Here is a 21115-nt window from a genome sequence, read left to right as displayed (position 1 = left end):
ATCGACAGAATGGCAAAAATGTTAGCACTTTGCTGTTTTGAATGCTTTTTCAGTTTGAACTTTATTCATCTTTTTTTGTGTCAGTGCGTAAAAAAGCCATCAATATGATGGCTTTTTAAACGAAACAGGAAATACTAAATTTATTGCCATTTGATTGGCTTAATTTCTTGAACTGTATTGGTAGGTTTATCTTCGTTTGAACAACCACAACCACCAGCACAACCAAAGGTCATTTTTGGTTTAAGCCATGTTGCTAAGGTTGTCCAACCCTGCTTTTCACAAAATACAGAGAGTGAAGAAAAGACGGAATTTGCTGTTTTTGGAAATACTTTCTTAAAAACAACAACCGCACTCCAAATCACTAAAACCGCAATAATCAGATATTGAATCATATACAACCTCCTTTCTTGCCTTAACCCCAATAGTGGGAAGCAATTTGATAGGTAACAAACGATGCCAAATAAGCCAAACCGAACAGATATGCAGTCATGGCAGCAACATGTTTCCATGAACCTGTTTCACGTCGTACTGTTGCCAACGTAGCCAAACAATGTGGAGCGTAAATGAACCACACTAAAAGCGACAATCCTGTTGCCAAAGACCAACCTGTGCCATCTGCACTAATTAGATGTGACAAACCTTGAGCTACCGCATCATCACTCGTTGCAGACAAGGCATAAACTGTACCTAATGCTGCAACCACAACTTCACGTGCCGCCATTGCTGGAATCAAAGCAATACAGATTTGCCAGTTAAAACCAATTGGAGCAAATAAAGGTTGAATAAGGTGTCCGAGCATACCGGCAAAACTATAATCTATAGCAGGTAAAGTCGCCCCTTCCGGTGGTTGTGGGAAAGTACACAAAAACCACAGCAAAATAGAAAGTGCAAAGATGATCCCACCGACACGTTTCAAGAAGATTTTTGCACGGTCCAGCAAGCCAATGCCCACACTTTTTAAATCAGGGAAACGATAACTCGGCAGCTCTAGTAACAAGGCATGTTGAGATTTATCTTTTTGGAAGAATTTCATTAAAAATGAAACACAAAGCGCACTCACAATACCAGCCATATACAGACCGAATAGCACCAGACCTTGTAGGTTGAAAATACCCCAGACCATTTTCTCTGGAATAAATGCAGCAATCAGCAAGGCATATACTGGCAAACGTGCCGAACAAGTCATTAATGGTGCAACCATAATGGTCGTAAAACGATCACGAGGGTCACTAATACTACGCGTCGCCATAATTCCCGGTACTGCACAGGCAAAGCTTGAAAGTAAAGGAATAAAAGCTCGCCCACTTAACCCAGCTTGAAACATTAACTTATCAAGCAAGAATGCTGCACGCGGTAAATAACCCGATTCTTCGAGTACTAAAATGAAGAAGAACAAGATTAAAATTTGTGGCAAGAACACCACTACGCCACCCGCACCCGCGATAATGCCGTCAACAACCAGACTATGCAGGAGTGGCTGTGTAATCACACTTCCTATTACTTCACCAAGCCAACCGAAGAAACCTTCAATGCCATCCATGAATGGAGCCGCCCAAGCAAAAACTGCCTGGAACACAATAAACATCATGAGGGCAAGGCTAAGTAGACCTAAAACTGGATGTAAGAAAATTCGATCTAGAAAATCAGTACGCTTATCGTTTTGCTCAACATAATGAACAACATCTTTAAAAATCATATCGATTTTTTGATGATGAGTCCCAGTTAAACCACTCAATTCGGTTTGTGGCACACTGTATTTTTCTTGATCAAGGGCATGTAATAAATTTTCAATACCCGCATTGCGAACAGCAACTGTTTCAACAACTGGCACACCCAAACGTTGAGATAACTTTTGAGTATTAATTTGGATGCCACGACGACGCGCTTCATCCATCATATTCAGTACAAGTAAAATCGGACGGCCTAGCCCGATCATTTCGAGCACCAATCCTAAATGCAATTTTAAGTTAGTGGCATCAACCACACATAAAAAGGCATCTTGCTGCCCTTCTTCTGCAATCTTACCCAAACACACGTCACGGGTAATAACTTCATCAGGACTAGTTGCATTTAGACTATATGTGCCCGGTAAATCGAGTACACGCACTGCTCGACCTGAAGGTAACTGAAAATGACCTACTTTACGCTCAACAGTTACGCCCGCATAGTTTGCAACTTTTTGTCGAGTTCCAGTTAAATGGTTAAAAAGAGAGGTTTTACCACAGTTCGGGTTTCCCACAAGGGCAATACGTAACGCATCACTCATGCGGGTACTCCTTCGTCTACTTGAATTTCGATTTTTTCCGCTTCTGCTTTACGTAAAGCGAAACGAGTAAAGCCTATTTGGATCAAGATCGGATCACCACCAAAAACACCCTTGGTAATCACTTCCACTCGTGTGCCCGGTACAAAGCCCAGACTTTCCAAACGAATTGCGACCAAATCTTGCTGCTCGGACTCTACCGATATCCGATTCACATTGGTGATGGTCGCCGCTTGCTTCACTTTTAAAGCTGATAAACGCACCGCATCCGATCCTAAACCTTTTTTTCTAGTATACATATAAATGAGAATAATTACCAAATAAGGTTAAATTTCACTTCTTATTCAGTTTAATCGACAAACCTTAAAGTTTCTTTTACAGTACAGAGGTTTAGAGGATGTAGTGTATGTTAAATAAGAAACCGCGTATTCCAAGCCCTGTTCAAATTCCTGAACATTTAAGCTTTTTACAAGGTTTTCGCGACTATCTCGTTGCCCAGACAGTAAGTCCACATACACGAAATGCTTATTTATCCGACCTTATTCAATGCGGCGAACTTCATAAAAAAACAGCCCTTCCAGAGTGGACAAGTGATGATATTGCGGATGTTCTGATTGAGTTGACCAAAGTCGGAAAAAGCCCGCGTTCGATTGCCCGCTGCTTATCTGCTCTACGTCAGTTTTACAAATTTTTACGTGAACAGAAATTACGAAGCGATAATCCTGTAGCAACCCACCACTCTCCTAAAATTGGACGAGCATTACCCAAAGATCTATCTGAAGAAGATGTCGAAGCACTGATTCAAGCACCAGATATCAATACAGCACTTGGTTTACGTGACAGAGCAATGTTCGAAGTGCTGTATGCATGCGGCTTACGTGTTTCAGAACTACTTAACTTACGGCTCGAACTCATTAATTTAAAACAAGGCTATTTACGTGTTACAGGTAAAGGCAATAAAGAGCGTTTGGTCCCATTAGGACAATTTGCTTGTGAGTGGGTAGAACGCTATTTGAGTAATGCTCGGCCTCAACTCTATAAAAGCTCGACTGACTATCTTTTTTTAACCCAACATGGCGGGATTATGAGTCGTCAGAACTTTTGGTATGCCATTAAACGCTATGCACTACAAGCCAATATTCAAGCTGAACTTTCACCTCACACGTTACGTCATGCCTTTGCGACGCACCTGCTCAATCACGGCGCGGACTTACGTGTAGTACAAATGTTATTGGGTCATAGCGATTTATCTACAACTCAAATTTACACACATGTGGCACAAGTAAGAATGCAACAATTGCATGAAAAACATCACCCTAGAGGTTAAAAAATTTAAAACTTATTATTTGAAATAAGCCTAACAATCATTTGATTTCGTTCACAAAGGTTAAGAAAGTTTTAACAATACACACTAGATTTTTTGTTATGCTTAGCAGCTTCTGACTATAAATACTGATGAAATAAGGGTTATCTATGTCTTTTACCCGATCTCAACTTTTTCTTGCCTGTGCGTTGGCTTCTAGCCTGTTATTCAGTGCTTGTTCTAAAGAAAACAAACCACAAAAAGAAGATGCGCTCACTGCGACCGCACCTGCTACAGGGGAAGCTTCAACCATTATTGAACGCAATGCTAAACAGCGTTTAATTGAAACTTTGCAAAAACAATTTAAGAATGCAAATATCAACGCCAAAATTTTAGATATCAAGCCAACCGAGGTTCCTAATCTATATTGGGTAAATCTTGAAGGGATGACGTCAATTTATACAACCAGCGATGGTAAATACCTTATTCAAGGTGATGTAATCCGATTAGGTGATAAAGAACTTCATAATATTGGAGATAATCTTCAAGCATCAGAAAATAAAAAGCATCTTGCCGCTTTAAAAAATGAAGATCTCATTGTTTACCCTGCAAAAGGTAAGGCGAAACACGTCATCTATGTATTTACCGATGCAAGTTGTCCTTATTGCCATAAACTACATGAGCACATACCCGAAATTAATGAAAAGGGTATTGAGGTACGCTATATCGCTTGGCCACGCGGTGAACAATTTATGCCGACCATGGAAGCTGTATGGTGTAGCGCAGATCGTAAAGCTGCCTTTAATCAAGCAGTACAAGGCATCAACATCCCTCCTGCCCAGTGTAAAAACCCAGTTCGAGCGCAATATCAACTTGGCTTAAACATGGGTGTAAATGGTACACCTGCTATTTATAGTGTTGATGGTGAGTACTTGGGTGGATATCTAACACCAGATGAATTAATTAAACGTCTGGATAAATAATCCACTTAAAGTTGATGAATGATTAATCATCAATGTCTTACAAAAAGCGCTGCTCTGATTGCAGCGCTTTGTTTTTTCAATCAATAATGCTTTACCTACCTGTGTTTAAAGACTGATCTACTCTTCTTTTCTAAACATCGCACTCTAATTCATTGAACAGGCACTAAAAGCGCTAGAGTCTGGCGTTTTTTTTAGCTATGATCTAGCTTCAACTAAATGATTAAATGATGAATGGAGTGTGACGTGAAACCAGTTCGCCTGGCAATACTCGGTCTAGGAACCGTAGGTGGAGGAGCCCTTAAACTACTACAAGAAAATGCCGCTGAAATTAAACGTCGCACCGGTCGAGAAATTCAAATTACCCACGTTGGAACACGTCGCCCTCGTCCAGATCTCGAGCTAGAAGGGATTAAACAAAGCGCAGATTTACTTGATATCGTTCGTCAACCAGACGTTGATATGGTTGTTGAAGTGATGGGTGGTATACACCCTGCTTACGAAGTTATCATGGAAGCGATCAAACACGGCAAACAAGTCGTGACTGCAAATAAAGCTTTACTCGCTGAACATGGCAATGAACTATTTAAAGCAGCTGAAGATAATGCTGTACAAATTGCCTATGAAGCAGCAGTTGCTGGCGGCATTCCAATTATTAAAGTCATCCGCGAAGGTCTTGCTGCAAACCATATCGAATGGTTAGCAGGCATTATTAATGGTACAGGCAACTTTATTCTGACCGAAATGCGTGAGAAAGGCCGTGCATTTGATGATGTATTAAAAGAAGCTCAAGAGCTTGGTTATGCAGAAGCAGATCCAACTTTTGACGTTGAAGGTATTGATGCTGCGCACAAACTTACAATTTTAGCGTCTTGTGCGTTTGGTATTCCTCTTCAATTTGATAAGGTCTATACCGAAGGTATTAGCAAAATTACCGCACAAGATGTGAAATATGCCGAAGAGCTCGGTTTCCGCATTAAACACCTAGGAATTGCGCGCCGCGCTGAAAAGGGTATTGAACTACGTGTTCACCCAACCCTCATTCCAGATGAACAGCTTATTGCGAATGTAAATGGCGTTAAAAATGCTGTTTTAGTTCAAGCGAACGCCGTAGGTCCTACACTTTATTATGGTGCTGGTGCTGGTGCTGGTCCAACTGCTTCTGCTGTTGTTGCCGATGTAATTGATATTGTTCGTGACATCTCTTATACCGAAGATGGCGCAGGAACAATTCCTCAGTTAGCTTTTGAAGCATTAACAAATGTGCCAATTTTAAGCCGTGAAGAAATGACCACAGGTTATTACATCCGCTTAAATGCCGAAGATCAAACTGGCGTACTTGCAGATGTCACTACCATCTTAAGCCGCGCTGGAATTAGTATTGATGCGATCATGCAACAATCTCGTTTAAAAGATCTCATTCCAATCGTGATTCTGACCGATCCAATCGTTGAATCTAAAATGGATGATGCTCTTGCACAAATCCAAGCATTACCTGCAATTCGTGGCGAAATCGTAAGAATTCGTTTAGAATCGCTCGATAGTTAATCAGGTTGAGGGAAAGATTCCCTCTCCCGCTTCACCTCTAATTGGAACACCATCATGTCTAATGCCAATCGTTATACTGGTCTTGTAGATCGTTATCGTGACCGTTTGCCAGTTTCGGCAACTACTCGTGCTATCTCTTTGGGTGAAGGCAACACCCCACTCATTAAACTTGAGAATATTCCACGTATTATTGGCAAAGATGTTGAAATTTATGTGAAATATGAGGGTTTAAACCCAACTGGTTCATTTAAAGACCGTGGTATGACCATGGCTGTAACCAAAGCGGTTGAAGAAGGCTCTAAAGCGATTATCTGTGCATCTACTGGTAACACTTCTGCTGCTGCTGCTGCTTATGCTGCACGCGCAGGTATCAAAGCATTTGTTTTGATTCCAGAAGGCAAAATTGCGATGGGTAAAATGGCACAAGCGATGATGTATGGTGCAATCACTATGCAAATCCGTGGTAACTTCGATGATGGTATGCGTCTTGTAAAAGAAGTCGCTGATCAAGCGCCTGTAACGATTGTAAACTCAATCAACCCTTACCGTTTGCAAGGTCAAAAAACTATTGCTTATGAAATCGTTGAAGCTTTAGGCCGTGCACCTGATTATCACTGCTTACCTGTAGGTAACGCAGGTAACATCACTGCTCACTGGATGGGTTATACCGAAGCGGTAGCAAATCAACCTGCTGATCAGTTTGAACAAGTGATTTATGATGCAGCTACTGATCAATTCACTGGTCCAAAACCTGAAGGTTTACCAACAATGGTAGGTTATCAGGCTTCTGGCGCAGCTCCATTCTTACGTGGTGCTCCAGTTGAAAACCCAGAAACAGTTGCAACTGCAATCCGTATTGGTAATCCACAAAGCTGGAACCATGCAAAAGCAGTCGTACGCGACTCTAAGGGCTGGTTCGATGAACTTCAAGACAGCGAAATTTTAGAAGCTCAACGCTTACTTTCTATGTATGAAGGTGTATTTGTTGAGCCAGCATCTGCTGCTTCTATTGGTGGTGCGATTCGCGATATTAAAGCAGGTAAGATTGCTGAAGGTTCTGTCATTGTATGTACAGTAACTGGTAATGGCTTAAAAGACCCAGATACTGCAATCAAACAATGTGCTGATGCAGTCATGTTGTCAATTGATGCAACAATGAACCAAGTAAAAGATTCGATTTTATCTAATATGTAAAATCTGAGTTTTCATAAAAACGGCTGTTCAATACAGCCGTTTTTTTATGACCTTTTTAATAGGCATAAAAAAACGCTTCTTGATAGAAGCGCTTTTAGAATATTTAAATTAAATACGTTTTGGTAAATTGCTTAACCAACCCAATAGGTTAGTCGCATCATTATTACGTGCCTGCGTACTTGGCTCACCAAGCAATACAATCACTGCTGGACGCGAATTTACTGTTGTATGCATCACAACACAACGGCCTGCTTCATTGATATAACCTGTTTTAGACAGGTTAATATTCCAACCACCATTACGCACTAGAGCATTGGTATTGTTAGATTTCAACACGCGATAACCCAAGTTGAAATCATAAGTTGGTGTTGTTGAAAATTGACGAATCAAGCCATATTGAGAAGCTGTACTTGCCAAAATCCCCAAGTCACGCGCAGAAGATACATTACGTGGATCTAATCCTGTTGACTCATAATAATGAGTTGCGTTCATACCTAAAGCACGTGCTTTAGAGTTCATTGCTGCTACAAATGCAGGACGACCGCCCGGATATGTACGTGCTAAAGCCGCTGCTGCCGGATTTTCCGACTTCATTAAAGCAAACAATAACACTTCTGCACGGTTCATCTTGTCACCAACACGGAGTGTTGAACTTGAATTTTTACCGTTTGCTCCCGCAAAATCAATTTGCTCAAGCGTAATTTCTTCTGACATGTTTAAACGAGCATCTGCCGTTACCACTGCTGTCATTAACTTGGTAATAGATGCAATTGGTACAGAAGCGTTCGTATTTTTACTAAACAGCACCTCACCAGTTTGCGCATCCATCACTAACGCAGCTCGAGCACTTACACTCGGCTGAGCATTGTAACCAGTCGTATCACGAATTGGCGCAAGTTTAGGAGCAGATGCGATAACTTTCGGTGCGTTACCACCACGCAATGTTGTGGTTACAGATGTTGAACCTTGTGGAGTTGGTTCATCATCTTCCTCATTCAAAAATTGGCTAGCGTCAGCTGCAGTCCAATTTAAGCTTGCAGTACCACTATTCCCTGAGGACGGGTTATTGACGAGTTCTGCAAAGCTTGTTGAACTCAAACTAAGCAAAATAGACATGCTTAGCACATGTATTAAAGACTTTTTAGAATTTTTCACGGCACAATACTCGACTCAGGGTGATACACATTTGCGCTTACTATAATTATGCCTTACATTTGAGGTATAAGGTATAACGCTTTTACCGACACAATTGTGCACAACTATTCGCTCACTATATAAGAATAGGATTGCTAATTTTGTCATTCCATTGCAAGCTAATTTTGCTTTATGTAACAAAAAACTTGTTTTTTGAAAGAAAGGAGGTCTTCTTGATTACAGTTTTAGTTGTGGATGACCATGAACTTGTACGTACAGGCATTTGCCGTATGTTAGAAGATCATGCCGATGTAGAGGTCATTGGACAAGCCGAATCGGGTGAAGAAGCAATTGCTATTGTTCGTCAGAAACATCCTCAAGTTGTGTTGCTTGATGTCAACATGCCAGGCATCGGGGGCGTAGAAACGACACGTCGTTTACTACAAACCGCACCAGACACAAAAGTTATTGCTGTAAGTGGTTTATCAGAAGAACCGTACCCTTCTCTTCTGCTTAAAGCAGGAGCTAAAGGCTATATCACTAAAGGTGCTCCAATTACCGAAATGGTTCGGGCAATCAACAAAGTCATGCAAGGTGGCAAATACTTCAGTGCTGATATTGCTGAGCAGTTGGCGAGTTCTTATCTATCTGACACGCAACAATCGCCTTTTGACGCTTTATCCGAACGAGAAATGCAAGTTGCAATGATGGTTGTAAATTGTATTAGCGCTCAGGAAATTGCGGACAAACTTTTTGTAAGTGTAAAAACGGTTAATACTTACCGCTACCGTATTTTTGAAAAACTCGCTATCGATAGCGACGTTAAACTCACTCATCTTGCGATCCGTTATGGTCTGATCAAGCCATAATCAAACTTATATGCAATTTCCCTTAAACTCATCGTTGTCCCATACGATTTTTCGTTTGGGCACGTGGTATGGTTTATATCGTCTTATTATTGCGGTTAGCCTCAATATTATTTTGGTTTTAACCGATGCTCAAATCGACAATAGTCTACAACAACCCGCTTTATATTCTTACACTCTGCTTAGCTATTCCATATTAAGCCTTCTTCAGCTTTTGTGTTTTAAGTTTGTTGCAACCCAGACAACAAAGCAGCTTATTTTATTTTTTGTAGTTGATGTTATCTGCCTGAGTTTACTTACATTTTCTGTAGGCGAACCAAATCTACAACTCAGCTTGCTGTATGTTATTGCAATATTTACCTCGGCAATTTTACTCAGCGCAAGAATGTCTTTGCTCATTACATTACTTGCTGTCATTGCCGTTATTTACCAACGTTTTGTCGATAGTTTATTTGACTACAACAATCTAAATACGATTGGTAATAGTGCCTTATTAGCCTTCTTATTTTTTGTGGTGCATGGCATTGGGCAAATTGCGGTACAGCGCTTTAAACTACTTGAAGCACTGACTTTCCACCAATCCATAGAACTCTATCAACTACAAAATATTAACCGCTATATTTTGGAACAGATTGAAGAAGGCTACTTGGTTCTAGATGAAAACTACGACATTGTTTTAAGTAATCCCGCTGCCTGCTCTCTGTTAGGCATTCCTCCACAATTTGCCAGTGAAAAATATCCTCTAGCGAAATGGCATGCTGACTTATTTGAAATTCTTAAGTTTGATAACTTAAAAGAAGGTGACCGATTTATTTTTGAGTCTCGGCTTTCGGCCTACTCTATTAATATTAAAGTGCAACATCTTTTAGTGCCGCAACAAGCATTGACGCTACTTATCCTACAAGATGCACAGCAAATTAATCAGCAAGCTCAACAACTCAAACTTGCTGCCTTAGGGCAACTATCAGCCAGTATTGCACATGAAATTCGTAACCCTCTAGCAGCCATTGTTCAGGCAAATGAATTACTTAAAGATAGTGATTTAGATCAGCAAAATACTTTACGCCATATGATTGGTAAGCAAACAAAACGCATTGATAGTATTGTTCAAGATACATTAGGACTTGCCAGCAGCGAAAGAACTCACCCGATCCAGATTGAATTAAACGACTTCACAAAGACACTATTAGACGAAGATCTATTAGATGTTAAACATTCTATCCAGCTTAAAATTTCTGATTCATCCTTAAAATTATTATTTGACGAGAAACAACTCAGACAGGTGCTGATTAACTTGGTCAGGAATGCTTTACGACACAATGCACCCGATTCACCCCATATTTTGATCAATATTCATTCACACACAAATAAAATCTATATTGATGTGATCGATTACGGTGAAGGTGTTGCAAAACGTGATATATCTCAATTATTTAAACCATTTTTTAGTACCGAAATTAATGGAACTGGTTTAGGATTATATTTGTCTCATAGTTTTTGTGAGGCAAACCATGCAAAGCTCACTTATGTAGAGCAAAAACAAGGGGCATGTTTCCGAATGGAATGCTCAATAATATATTGATTTTTTATTAGGTTTTTGGGGAAATGGCAGAACAGCAACCACTCGTTTTGCTTGTAGACGATGAAGAAGATTTGTGCCTTTTAATGCAAATGACTCTTGCACGAATGGGGATTAAAACACATCTTGCTTATCGGGTTGAACAGGCCAAACAACTCTTCACTCAGTTTCATTACGATGCATGTTTAACCGATTTAAACCTGCCCGATGGTAGCGGTTTAGAATTAGTTAAACATGTTTCTCAAACTTATTCTCACACCCCTATTGCAGTTTTAACTGCATACGGCAATATGGATATTGCAATTGCAGCGTTAAAGGCGGGAGCTTTTGATTTTGTAAGTAAACCGGTTAACCAAATTCATTTAGATCAGCTGTTAAAAAAAGCGCTTAACCAGCCAAAACCAGAGCATGAGTTCGGTGAAACCACGTTAGAGGATGATCTATTAATCGGACGTTCTCCACCCATACAAAACTTACGTATTGCTATTAAAAAAATAGCCCGCTCCCAAGCTCCTGTGTTTGTTACAGGCGAATCTGGCACAGGTAAAGAAGTTGTTGCTCATCTTGTTCACCGCTTAAGTAACCGTAGTGAAGGGCCATTTATTGCGATTAACTGTGGAGCGATTCCAACCGAGCTCATGGAAAGTGAACTTTTCGGGCATAAAAAAGGTAGTTTTACTGGAGCGACCCAAGACAAACAAGGTCTTATTTTATCTGCTCATGGCGGCAGTTTATTTTTAGATGAAATTGCCGAATTGCCGTTAAGTATGCAGGTTAAATTGCTTCGGGCAGTGCAAGAGAAAAAAATTCGTCCAGTAGGTTCAGACCAGGAAATCGATGTTGATTTTCGGGTGATTAGCGCCAGCCACCAAGATTTAGATTTATTAGTTCGACAAGGTAAATTCCGGCAGGATTTATTTTTCCGTATCCATGTTATGGATATCATGTTACCGCCACTGCGTGAACGTGGTGAAGATATTTTGCTCTTAGCCAATCATTTTATTCAAAAGGTTTGTACGGAATGGGAAATTCCAAGCAAACAATTAACGGCTAGCGCTGAAACTTACTTATTGCAGCAAGACTTTCCGGGTAATGTTCGTGAATTAAGAAATATGATTGAACGAGCTATTACCTTAAGTGATGATGAATGCATTGATTTAACACACCTAGCACCTCCTCTCAGAGGCAGTAGTATTAATCCTCAAGTCACCACTAAACCAGTAAATGACACATCAACTGCAATTGCTCAGGCTCGACCAAAATTACCCATAGAAGGCTTAGAACGCTACTTAGAAAATATTGAAAAAGATATTCTGCTGAACGCATTGGATATGACACATTGGAATCGGACCTTAGCAGCTAAAAAGCTAGGAATGACCTTTCGTTCTTTACGCTATCGACTAAAAAAGTTTGGCTTAGATACCGAATTGGGAGAAGAAGTATAAAAACTACTTTCTCTTTAGAAATAGGTCTGCAACGCGATCTAAATATACGTCTTCTTTCATTTCTGGGGGCAAAGGATAGGCTTGATTAGGCTGAATACCTTGCCCTTCAATCATATTGCCATTTGGCGTGTAATAGTGTGAGACTGTCATTTGTAATGCCGCACCACTTGGCAAAGGAAATAGTTTCTGCACGACTCCTTTTCCATAACTTTTTTCACCCATGACCCACGCACGCTGGTGTTCTTTCATGGCCGCAGTAAAAACTTCGGCTGCCGATGCAGAACGATGATTAATTAATATACCTAATTTTATATTCTGAAATTCATTGCCAGGCAAAGCCTGAAATTGCTGATTACCTTCCGAACGGCTTTTAGTTGAGACAATAATCCCATTATTTAAAAATAAATCTGCTGACTCGACTGCTGCCGACAACAATCCACCCGGATTATTGCGCAAATCAATTAAAACGGCTTTTAAACGTGGTGAACTATTTTCTTCAATTAATCGTTTAATTTCATTTGCGGTGTCTTGCTGGAATACTCTAATTTTTAATACGAGCACCTGATTATGTAGCATTACAGGTTCTATATCGGTTTCTATTTTTTTATTACGAACTAAGTTAATGTTTCCATTTAACTCTTCTGCTTGTACCTGAAGCGTACTTCCGATAGAACCATAAAGCAGCCCGAGCACTTGATCTTGGTTTAAATTTTTTAAGTCTTGATTATCAATCTTGAGAATCGTCTGACCATTTCTCAAACCTAACTTGTATGAGTCTGAGCCAGTTTTAAGATCACGAATCATCCATTTATGAACATGGACTTCTGGGCTTAATGCAAAATCAACTGACGCAAGGTCACCTTCGGTATATTGGATGAGTTGACGATATTCTTCTGCCGACAAGTAACGCGAATAACGATCTAACCCACTCACTAAACCTTTAATGGCTTGTTGAAATAAGGCATCATCAGACTTCACGTCGACATAGTTATCTCGAACGATTCCATAGATTTGCACAAACTGTTGAATCGACTCGATCGGCACCTCTGCATAACTATGTTCCGGCTCTTCCGGATCCGAATGCAAAGGTGACAATTTCTCTTTTACAACTGGCGCCGCAAAAGAAAATTGGCTGCAACACAGCAACATACTTACAATAAGTTTTTTATATTTAATGTGTTGCAGCATCCAATCACCTTTATTTTATGCAGATAATGTAATCAGGTTACGCCCTTGCATTTCAGCAGGAACAGGAATCTGCATTAAATTGAGAATTGTCGGTGCTACATCGGCAAGCACGCCACCTTCTGCAATTGTTGCTTGTGTTGGGCCAACATAGATGAACGGTACTAGTTCCGTTGTATGTTGCGTGTGAACTTGACCGCTTTCGTAGTCTTGCATTTGTTCAACGTTACCGTGGTCAGCAGTAATCAACATATGGCCTTTCTTTGCCATAACTGCTTCATAGACACGACCTAAACAAGTATCAACCGCTTCAACTGCTTTAACTGCAGCATCAAAAATCCCTGTATGACCTACCATATCACCATTGGCATAGTTCACAACCAATAAATCGTATTCACCAGAATTAATGGCTTTAACCAGTTCATCAGTTACTTCATAAGCACTCATTTCAGGCTTAAGATCGTATGTCGCAACGTTAGGAGATGGAATTAAAATACGCTTCTCACCCGGATATTCATCTTCTCGTCCACCACTAAAGAAGAAGGTTACATGAGCATATTTTTCAGTTTCGGCAATACGTAACTGAGTCTTGCCAAGAGAAGATAAATATTCACCCAATGAATTCTTTAATGCTTCTGGCATGTAAGCAACTGGCGCATCAATACTCGCTTGATAACGGGTGAGCATGACAAATTTAGAAAGGTTCGGTACAACTTTACGCTCAAAACCTGCAAAGTCTTTTTCTACAAATGCGCGAGTAATTTCACGAGCTCGGTCAGCACGGAAATTCATAAATACAACGCTATCACCGTCTTGTACTTTAGCAACATCACCAATACGAGTCGCTTTTACAAACTCATCATTTTCATTAGCTGCATAAGCTAACTCTAATCCTTCCACTGCTGTTTGCGCAGTACGAAGTGCCTCGCCTTCAGTTAACAAGCGATAAGCTTGCTCAACACGATCCCAACGGTTGTCGCGATCCATTGCAAAGTAGCGGCCAATCATAGTCGCGATACGGCCTTGACCAGGATATTGAGCAAATAATGCATCTAATTTTTCTAAAGACGGCTGAGCGCTACGTGGAGGCGTATCACGGCCATCAAGGAAAGCATGTAAATAAACTTTTGCACCACGTTTTAATGCAAGCTCACACATCGCCACAATATGGTCTTCATGTGAATGGACGCCACCTTCTGAGAGTAATCCCATAATATGGACAGCACCACCAGCAGCTTTGGCCTTTTCAACAGCGTCAATCAACACTTCATGTTTAAAAAAGTCGCCAGTGCGGATATCTTTGGTAATACGGGTAAAGTCTTGATACAACACACGGCCAGCACCAAGGTTCATATGGCCAACTTCAGAGTTACCCATTTGTCCATCAGGTAAACCTACATCTTCACCTGAACCAGAAATTAGACTATTTGGATGCTTGGCTTTCATTGCCGCCAAATTTGGTGTTTTTGCTGCAAGAAAAGCATTATCTTCAATCGCTTCACGGTGTCCAACACCATCCATAATGACCAGAACGTGAGGGATCTTGCCAGCAGTTGCATCCGTCATAATCTATTTCTCTTTTGTCTACAATTTCGTCACAATATCTTACCGAATTTTCGGTCAAGACTCTATTTTTTCCTATGGCTTTCACCAATATCCGCGATTGATGAAAACCATACATATCAATTATTACTAGCGAGCGCGGTAAAGCAAATAACTTCCGGCACCAAACATTAACAAGATAGGTACAAGCACAAACCATGCTGGAGAAGGAGAATAAACCAAGCTGGCATAGCCCAAGAAATCCTGCAAATAATAGAAACTCAAACCAATAAATAATGCGATTACCAATCGGAAACCCATCGATTGTTGGCGTAAGGGCCCAAAAATAAATGAACACGCCACGAGAACCAGAGCGATCAACGAAAATGGCGAGGCAATTTTTTGCCAGAAAGCCAATTGATAGGTCTTTGGAACCTGACTATATTCATCCATATAGCGCATGAAACTAATCAGCTGGCTTGGCGATAAATCTTCAGGATCTAACGTCACCATGTGCACATATTTAGGCTGTAATGCTAAAGAAAGCGATTGTTCGTCATGGTTAGTTTCGATGGCATTTCCTGCCGCCAAAATATCCATTTGTTCTGCTTTCTTCAAAGCCCATTGACCATCTTTTACAAACTGCCCTTGTTGAGCATTAATTAATGATTGCAAGTAATAGTTCTGGTCAAAATCGACCACTTGAATGTCTTTTAAATTGCCCTGAGAGTTAGCATAGTCAATATAGATAAATCGCTGCCCTTCACGTGACCAATAGCCTTTCACTTCACCTAAAGCAGCGACAGAGCGGTGACTTTTGATACTTTGTGCTTTTTCATTGGTATATGGAATAACCCATTCACTTAAAGCAAAAGACAAAATAATAAGCAGTAAAGCTGAACGCATCACCCAACCGACGATACGCCATAAACTAATGCCAACAGAGCGCATGACAATAAGTTCACTACTGGTCGCGAGTGACCCTAAACCAATGACCGCACCAATCAAGGCAGAAATAGGTAAAATTTCATATAGATAACGAGGCGCTCCCCATAACACATAGATAAGAGCCTGCCATGCGTTATAGTCTGGTTTGAGCTCACCCAACTCGCCAAGATATGTAAATAAGACCTGTAAAATCGACAAAACAACTGTGGTGCCAAACATCGCAAGCGCAGTGGTTTTCGTCACATATTTGGCGACTATTCGACGTGCTAACATTATAATTTCACTCGCTTGATCTGTTTCTTGATTTTTGGTGCCAACTTCTGTTTACGTGAAAATAAGGCGGCTGCAACGCCATAAACTACTAACACGGCAGGATAAGCCCAAATATCGAGTTCTTCTTTACTAATACGAGTCTTGATTGCAATCATTAATACGATCAGACTGGAAAAAATAAAAATCGCCGGAATAAGACGGTAATAACGACCTTGTCTTGGGCTCACTTCAGACAATGCTACAGAAAGCATTAAAGCAATAATAATAGTGAATGGTCCAAATAAACGCCATCCCAACTCACTTCTAACCACTGGATCATTCGTTTTTGAGAACAGTTTCGTCGTTGATAATGCTTCTACATCACCACTTTCAAACTTAACATCCTTATCATTTTCTAAACGCAGACGATAAGACTGAAATTCTGCTTGTGTATATTTTGGTTGTCCCGGGAATATTTCATAACGGCGGCCTTGCACCAGATCAACTACATTGGCTGTGTCATTTGCAACTTCTACACGAGTCGCTTCTTTCGCCAAGATCATGACATCTGGTTTATCTTCTTTAGCAGCGCGTTGATAAAAGAAAATATCTTTTAGATTTTTTCGATCTTCAGATAGCGAACCTGCATAAATCGTATAGGGTCCAGAAGAAATAAATTCTCTTGGGCGAACCAAATCGAAACCGGTTCGAACCGCTTGAGTGGTGGTTAATTTTTCAAACTCACGCAACCCCCACGGCGTCATCCAAAGCATAAGCACAGACTGACAAACCATATAAACAAGTGTCATTGGAATGAGTAAGCGTGCTAATTGATGACGACTCACACCGCTACCATTTAAGACAGCCATTTCATGGTCAACATATAAGCGACCAAACACCAACATTAAACCAATAAAAAAGCCCAATGGTAAAATGAGTGTTAGAAATTCAGGTAAACGATATCCAATGATGCTAAACAAGATACTGGCATCTAAACGCCCCTGCGCCGCCACACCAAAGTATTTGATCAGACGACCACCCATCATGATTAAGGTCAATAAGGAAATGACCACCAATGAGGTAGAGACAACTTGCTTGACGAGATAACGCCGAATAATCAAAGTAATACTTCCAAAAGGCTAATCGGGACGAATGCTAGTTTACCCGAATGTTAAAAATATAAAACCGCACATTGCAACGCTATGCTTGAAAGTGTTTCAATGTTTTAATTCATCATAACTTTCTATAGGCAATCACGGCAGCCATGAAATTTACAACTTATACAACTTTTCCCGAACAGACATCTAATGAATCTTTGTGGGTGTTAGTTGATTCAGAACAGCTACAAAGCAACATCAACACATATCAAATCAATAACCTAGAAAGCATTCTTAGCGCTACCCAGTTTAAAGGCAACTTCAATGAAACTCTGCCACTATTTGGTCAGATTTCAAATCAGCCTCACAGCCAATTACTTGGCTTAGGAAAAACAGCCGAACTTCAGGCAGTTAAGCTCGCTAAACTTGCTCAAACGATTATCAAATCGACACAAAATAAATTTAAGCATATCGCAATTGATATTGCTGCGTTACCTGTCGAATACCATTATTTATTCGCTTTAAGCTTAACTCAAGCAGCTTATGGTTATGATGAGTTTAAATCGAAAAAAAATGAATTTGTGTTACAACAGGTTGATTTAATTAGTTCAACTACGAGTCTAGATGAACAACAACTGGCTTTAGTACATGCTGTACAATCTGGTCAGTCTTATGCACGCGATCTTGGCAACCGTCCGGGGAATATTTGTTTCCCAGAATATTTGGCAGAACAGGCCCTAGCTTTAGCCGCTGAATTCCCAGACTTACTTAAAGTCACTGTTTTAAATGAGCAGCAAATGGCTGATCTAGGCATGTATGCTTTTCTTGCAGTCAGTAAAGGGTCTGAGCGTCCGGGTCGTATTGTTACTCTCGAATATCAAGCACAGCTTGAGCAAGCTCCAGTTGTTCTTGTTGGTAAGGGCGTAACTTTTGATACAGGCGGTATTTCTTTAAAACCAGGCCTAGGCATGGATGAAATGAAATTCGATATGTGCGGTGCCGCCTCTGTACTGGGCACCATTCGTGCACTATGCGAAGCACGCCTTCCTATTCATGTGGTTGGTGCAATTGCAGCAGCAGAAAATATGCCTTCTGGTAAAGCAACTCGTCCGGGTGACATTGTGACTACCATGAGCGGTCAAACTGTTGAAATTTTAAATACAGATGCTGAAGGCCGTTTGGTACTGTGTGACACATTGACCTATATCAAGCGTTTTAATCCAGCTGTAGTGGTTGATATTGCGACCTTAACAGGTGCATGTGTCGTCGCTTTAGGCAAAGTACTCAGTGGATTGTTCTCACCAGATGATGCTTTGGCAGCCGAGCTCCAACAAGCGGGTGAACAATCTTTTGACCGTGTATGGCGTATGCCGGTGATTGATGATTATCAAGAGTTACTTGATTCACCATTTGCTGATATTGCAAACATCGGTGGACCATATGGCGGCGCGATTACGGCAGCATGTTTCCTTGAGCGCTTTACACGTGAATATCGTTGGGCTCATTTAGATGTAGCAGGGACAGCATGGTTATCTGGTCCAGCTAAAGGCGCTACTGGTCGTCCAGTACCCCTCCTCATGCAATTTTTAGCAAATCGTGTAAATACGAATGGCTAAAGTTAGTTTTTATCTGTTTGAAACCAGTGAAGAACGGCAAGTCGATAGTGCTTGCCGTTTATGTCGAAAAATATTACAGAAGCATCCTAAAATCTGGTGGTATTGCCCAGATGTGCAGCTACAACAGATTCTTGATGAAAGATTATGGGATTTTGACCCAGTCAGTTTCATTGCACATGGCGTTGACCAGACTGATGCTGCTGTATGTATTTCGGCTAAACAACCGCTTGAACAAGGCTTGTTAGTATTTAATTTTAACAATCATGCACTTGAACAAGTTGATCATTTTAGCCACATTATAGAAATTGTTGAAAATAATGAAACAGCCAAGCAAATTGGTCGAGAAAAATTTAAAATGTATCGCCGTTTGGGTATAGAACCGCGGACCTTTAAATTATAACGCGCTAAAATGTAAATACTGTTGATTAAGGAGAACCATGGTGGCATTAAATGTCGGGCAAGATTTTAAAAAAAGATGGTTAAATGCGCCTGAAGCTGTCCGTCATACCTATCAACAGGATCTGGCACGTATTTGTGACTTACTAGAGCCTCAAACGCCTATTCAGCTTTGGGTTTTAAATGATGAAAAAGCGCAAATAGAATCACAGCAAAAAATTGAACAAGCCTACGCAGATCTTAAAGCAGAACTTATCGAGCAAGCACGTATTCGTCGTCAACTTGCTTTAGAAAAAGCACTTGCGGACAAACGTGCATCAGAAGCGGCCTATGCTGCGGAGTTGCAAGCAGACGAAATTCGTAAATTTAATGAACAGACTGAAACATTACAAATTTTACGTACTCATTTAGAACAGGAAGTTGCAGAGCAAACTGCGCGTTATCAGAAAAATCCTGAAACACCAGCAGTCAATTACTCTGCTGGCGTAAAACTTAGTATTACCGATGATCAAATCTTATCTGAGCTTGAAAGTTTACGTATTCGTTTAGAGCTTGAAGCTGAGAGCTTAATTGAACAGTCTGTAACGGCTTTCCGAGCGAAGCTAAATTCGGCAGCTCAAGAAGAAATTGAATACATTTTAAAGAATTCTAAGTTTTCTGATGAAAAAATAGAAAAGTAAATCTTTAAATATTTTTCTTGTCATCAAAATGACATTTAATTGTCACAAAATAGTCATGCACAAAATTCTTGTAGATCAATTGATTATAAGAATGAAAAGTAGCTATTTAAGATAATTAATGAGGGTAAGAGATGGACATTCTGCATCAGATTTCAAAACAAGTTGAACAGCTTGATCAGGGTGAACAGTGGACGTTTTCAGCACAAGAATTTTATATGAGTCATAACGACTTTAACTCTTTATCTATCTTACTTACACGTGAGTCCGAAAACGGTGATTTTACAATTACCCGCACTCAGCATAACAAGCCATGGGTCGGCACACACTTGGTTACGCTAACCAAGCAATAAATTTTTAAAATAAAAAAACCGGAACAAGTGTCCGGTTTTTTCATTTTAACGATTTAGCTTTTTATTTTAAAAAACCATTCTCAGCTAAAAAAGCCATACTAATATTCGACTCTGTTTTTTGTTCAGCAGCCTTCTCACCTAGCAATAAACGCTCGATATAACGCGCTAAAACATCAACTTCAAGATTTACCTTACTGCCTACTTGCCACGTTCCAATGTTAGTACGTTCTGCTGTATGCGGAATTAAGTTCAAGCTTAAAATATTTCCACGTAAATGGTTAATCGTTAAACTAATCCCATCTACGGTCACAGAGCCTTTTTCTGCTAAATATTTAGCAAGTTCTACAGGTGCTGTAACTTCATAATAGATTGAGCGCGCATCTTCACGTACTACAGTAATTTCACCCACACCATCAACATGGCCACTCACAATGTGTCCACCAAAGCGTGTTGTCGGTAACATTGCCTTTTCAACATTCACTCGTTGACCAACTTTCCAGTTACCTAAAGTCGTGCGATTTAAACTTTCACGAGAAACATCAGCTGCGTACCAATTATCGCCCCATTCAATGACTGTAAGACAAATACCATTGGTTGCAATTGAGTCACCCAAATGTACATCTGACATATCCAGATCAGTCTGAATACGCAAACGTACATCACCACCTACGCTTTGCAGGCTTTCAACTTTTCCTAAACTTTCAATAATGCCTGTAAACATGGCTCAATCTCCAAAT

The 21115-nt window shown here is 40.3% G+C and carries 20 protein-coding genes; 11 read left to right on the top strand and 9 right to left on the bottom strand.

The window, feature by feature from the left end:
• Positions 1 to 140: 140 nt before the first annotated feature.
• Genes ACINWC141_RS14420 through ACINWC141_RS14410 form a run of 3 tightly spaced genes read right to left on the bottom strand, consistent with a single transcriptional unit; the run spans position 141 to position 2526 of the window.
• Positions 141 to 392, bottom strand: a complete 252-nt coding sequence (locus tag ACINWC141_RS14420) for a DUF6587 family protein (RefSeq protein WP_009392323.1) — start codon at positions 390 to 392, stop codon at positions 141 to 143.
• A gap of 20 nt (positions 393 to 412) precedes the next feature.
• Positions 413 to 2266: a ferrous iron transporter B gene (gene feoB / locus ACINWC141_RS14415; protein ID WP_009392372.1), complete on the bottom strand. Its 1854-nt coding sequence runs from the start codon at positions 2264 to 2266 to the stop codon at positions 413 to 415.
• Positions 2263 to 2526 (bottom strand): FeoA family protein, encoded by a 264-nt coding sequence (locus ACINWC141_RS14410; RefSeq protein ID WP_009392243.1) that lies wholly within the window; start codon positions 2524 to 2526, stop codon positions 2263 to 2265. The genes feoB and ACINWC141_RS14410 overlap by 4 nt, the downstream gene beginning before the upstream one ends.
• A gap of 143 nt (positions 2527 to 2669) precedes the next feature.
• Between ACINWC141_RS14410 and xerD the strand changes: the two genes are divergently transcribed.
• The 4 genes from xerD (at position 2670) to thrC (ending at position 7288) form a co-directional block, all read left to right on the top strand.
• Positions 2670 to 3590 (top strand): site-specific tyrosine recombinase XerD, encoded by a 921-nt coding sequence (xerD, locus tag ACINWC141_RS14405; RefSeq protein ID WP_009392373.1) that lies wholly within the window; start codon positions 2670 to 2672, stop codon positions 3588 to 3590.
• 146 nt (positions 3591 to 3736) lie between these two features.
• Positions 3737 to 4549 carry a DsbC family protein gene (locus ACINWC141_RS14400; protein ID WP_009392336.1) on the top strand — a complete coding sequence of 271 codons (813 nt, stop codon included), beginning with the start codon at positions 3737 to 3739 and terminating at the stop codon, positions 4547 to 4549.
• Positions 4550 to 4792: 243 nt separating this feature from the next.
• Entirely contained in the window at positions 4793 to 6094 is a 1302-nt protein-coding gene (locus ACINWC141_RS14395) for a homoserine dehydrogenase (RefSeq protein ID WP_009392339.1), read from the top strand.
• Positions 6095 to 6148: 54 nt separating this feature from the next.
• Entirely contained in the window at positions 6149 to 7288 is a 1140-nt protein-coding gene (gene thrC / locus ACINWC141_RS14390) for a threonine synthase (RefSeq protein ID WP_009392265.1), read from the top strand.
• Positions 7289 to 7396: 108 nt separating this feature from the next.
• Here thrC and pbpG read toward each other — a convergent pair whose 3' ends face one another.
• Entirely contained in the window at positions 7397 to 8443 is a 1047-nt protein-coding gene (gene pbpG, locus ACINWC141_RS14385) for a D-alanyl-D-alanine endopeptidase PBP7/8 (RefSeq protein WP_155757901.1), read from the bottom strand.
• A 212-nt stretch (positions 8444 to 8655) separates the two neighbouring features.
• Here pbpG and gacA point away from each other — a divergent pair, with 212 nt between their 5' ends.
• The 3 genes from gacA to ACINWC141_RS14370 are packed head-to-tail and all read left to right on the top strand — an operon-like array spanning position 8656 to position 12312.
• Positions 8656 to 9291, top strand: a complete 636-nt coding sequence (gene gacA / locus ACINWC141_RS14380) for a response regulator transcription factor GacA (RefSeq protein ID WP_003654436.1) — start codon at positions 8656 to 8658, stop codon at positions 9289 to 9291.
• 10 nt (positions 9292 to 9301) lie between these two features.
• Complete coding sequence (locus ACINWC141_RS14375; protein ID WP_034678735.1) at positions 9302 to 10870, top strand: sensor histidine kinase; 1569 nt, start codon at positions 9302 to 9304, stop codon at positions 10868 to 10870.
• A 23-nt stretch (positions 10871 to 10893) separates the two neighbouring features.
• Entirely contained in the window at positions 10894 to 12312 is a 1419-nt protein-coding gene (locus ACINWC141_RS14370; protein WP_009392301.1) for a sigma-54-dependent transcriptional regulator, read from the top strand.
• A gap of 3 nt (positions 12313 to 12315) precedes the next feature.
• Here ACINWC141_RS14370 and ACINWC141_RS14365 read toward each other — a convergent pair whose 3' ends face one another.
• The 4 genes from ACINWC141_RS14365 to lptF form a co-directional block, all read right to left on the bottom strand.
• The gene (locus tag ACINWC141_RS14365) at positions 12316 to 13500 is read right to left on the bottom strand and encodes a S41 family peptidase (protein WP_009392338.1); all 1185 of its coding nucleotides are present in this window, start codon (positions 13498 to 13500) and stop codon (positions 12316 to 12318) included.
• Positions 13501 to 13515: 15 nt separating this feature from the next.
• Positions 13516 to 15063: a 2,3-bisphosphoglycerate-independent phosphoglycerate mutase gene (gpmI, locus tag ACINWC141_RS14360; RefSeq protein ID WP_009392233.1), complete on the bottom strand. Its 1548-nt coding sequence runs from the start codon at positions 15061 to 15063 to the stop codon at positions 13516 to 13518.
• 126 nt (positions 15064 to 15189) lie between these two features.
• The gene (gene lptG, locus ACINWC141_RS14355) at positions 15190 to 16260 is read right to left on the bottom strand and encodes an LPS export ABC transporter permease LptG (RefSeq protein ID WP_009392309.1); all 1071 of its coding nucleotides are present in this window, start codon (positions 16258 to 16260) and stop codon (positions 15190 to 15192) included.
• A complete protein-coding gene (lptF, locus tag ACINWC141_RS14350; RefSeq protein WP_009392370.1) occupies positions 16260 to 17360 on the bottom strand; it encodes an LPS export ABC transporter permease LptF in 1101 nt (366 codons plus the stop codon). Before lptF ends, lptG begins: the two co-directional genes overlap by 1 nt.
• Before the next feature lie 143 nt (positions 17361 to 17503).
• Between lptF and ACINWC141_RS14345 the strand changes: the two genes are divergently transcribed.
• The 4 genes from ACINWC141_RS14345 to ACINWC141_RS14330 all read left to right on the top strand — a co-directional run bounded on the left by ACINWC141_RS14345 (position 17504) and on the right by ACINWC141_RS14330 (position 20378).
• Positions 17504 to 18952: a leucyl aminopeptidase gene (locus ACINWC141_RS14345; protein WP_034678733.1), complete on the top strand. Its 1449-nt coding sequence runs from the start codon at positions 17504 to 17506 to the stop codon at positions 18950 to 18952.
• Positions 18945 to 19352: a DNA polymerase III subunit chi gene (locus ACINWC141_RS14340; RefSeq protein ID WP_009392261.1), complete on the top strand. Its 408-nt coding sequence runs from the start codon at positions 18945 to 18947 to the stop codon at positions 19350 to 19352. The genes ACINWC141_RS14345 and ACINWC141_RS14340 overlap by 8 nt, the downstream gene beginning before the upstream one ends.
• Positions 19353 to 19389: 37 nt before the next feature.
• The gene (gene blhA, locus ACINWC141_RS14335; protein ID WP_009392355.1) at positions 19390 to 20028 is read left to right on the top strand and encodes a cell division protein BlhA; all 639 of its coding nucleotides are present in this window, start codon (positions 19390 to 19392) and stop codon (positions 20026 to 20028) included.
• Positions 20029 to 20159: 131 nt separating this feature from the next.
• Positions 20160 to 20378, top strand: coding sequence for a hypothetical protein (locus ACINWC141_RS14330; protein WP_009392271.1), 219 nt, complete (start codon positions 20160 to 20162; stop codon positions 20376 to 20378).
• Between the two features lie 61 nt (positions 20379 to 20439).
• On the opposite strand, the gene ACINWC141_RS14325 is transcribed toward ACINWC141_RS14330, so the two are convergent.
• Positions 20440 to 21099 (bottom strand): riboflavin synthase, encoded by a 660-nt coding sequence (locus ACINWC141_RS14325; RefSeq protein ID WP_009392268.1) that lies wholly within the window; start codon positions 21097 to 21099, stop codon positions 20440 to 20442.
• Positions 21100 to 21115: the final 16 nt, after the last annotated feature.

It is taken from the genome of Acinetobacter sp. WC-141 (assembly GCF_000313935.1).
Classification (GTDB): Bacteria; Pseudomonadota; Gammaproteobacteria; order Pseudomonadales; family Moraxellaceae; genus Acinetobacter.
Note: the sequence above shows the minus strand (reverse complement) of the source record. Positions and strands in the feature narration are given on the sequence as shown.

Bases quoted from the DNA above. Each gene is read 5' to 3' on its own strand.
- ACINWC141_RS14370 (WP_009392301.1), top strand. From the start codon at position 10,894: ATGGCAGAACAGCAACCACTCGTTTTGCTTGTAGACGATGAAGAAGAT.
- ACINWC141_RS14330 (WP_009392271.1), top strand. From the start codon at position 20,160: ATGGACATTCTGCATCAGATTTCAAAACAAGTTGAACAGCTTGATCAG.
- ACINWC141_RS14420 (WP_009392323.1), bottom strand. From the start codon at position 392: ATGATTCAATATCTGATTATTGCGGTTTTAGTGATTTGGAGTGCGGTT.
- ACINWC141_RS14375 (WP_034678735.1), top strand. From the start codon at position 9,302: ATGCAATTTCCCTTAAACTCATCGTTGTCCCATACGATTTTTCGTTTG.
- gpmI (WP_009392233.1), bottom strand. From the start codon at position 15,063: ATGACGGATGCAACTGCTGGCAAGATCCCTCACGTTCTGGTCATTATG.
- ACINWC141_RS14340 (WP_009392261.1), top strand. From the start codon at position 18,945: ATGGCTAAAGTTAGTTTTTATCTGTTTGAAACCAGTGAAGAACGGCAA.
- feoB (WP_009392372.1), bottom strand. From the start codon at position 2,266: ATGAGTGATGCGTTACGTATTGCCCTTGTGGGAAACCCGAACTGTGGT.
- lptG (WP_009392309.1), bottom strand. From the start codon at position 16,260: ATGTTAGCACGTCGAATAGTCGCCAAATATGTGACGAAAACCACTGCG.
- thrC (WP_009392265.1), top strand. From the start codon at position 6,149: ATGTCTAATGCCAATCGTTATACTGGTCTTGTAGATCGTTATCGTGAC.
- ACINWC141_RS14325 (WP_009392268.1), bottom strand. From the start codon at position 21,099: ATGTTTACAGGCATTATTGAAAGTTTAGGAAAAGTTGAAAGCCTGCAA.
- xerD (WP_009392373.1), top strand. From the start codon at position 2,670: ATGTTAAATAAGAAACCGCGTATTCCAAGCCCTGTTCAAATTCCTGAA.
- ACINWC141_RS14400 (WP_009392336.1), top strand. From the start codon at position 3,737: ATGTCTTTTACCCGATCTCAACTTTTTCTTGCCTGTGCGTTGGCTTCT.
- ACINWC141_RS14365 (WP_009392338.1), bottom strand. From the start codon at position 13,500: ATGCTGCAACACATTAAATATAAAAAACTTATTGTAAGTATGTTGCTG.
- blhA (WP_009392355.1), top strand. From the start codon at position 19,390: ATGGTGGCATTAAATGTCGGGCAAGATTTTAAAAAAAGATGGTTAAAT.
- ACINWC141_RS14345 (WP_034678733.1), top strand. From the start codon at position 17,504: ATGAAATTTACAACTTATACAACTTTTCCCGAACAGACATCTAATGAA.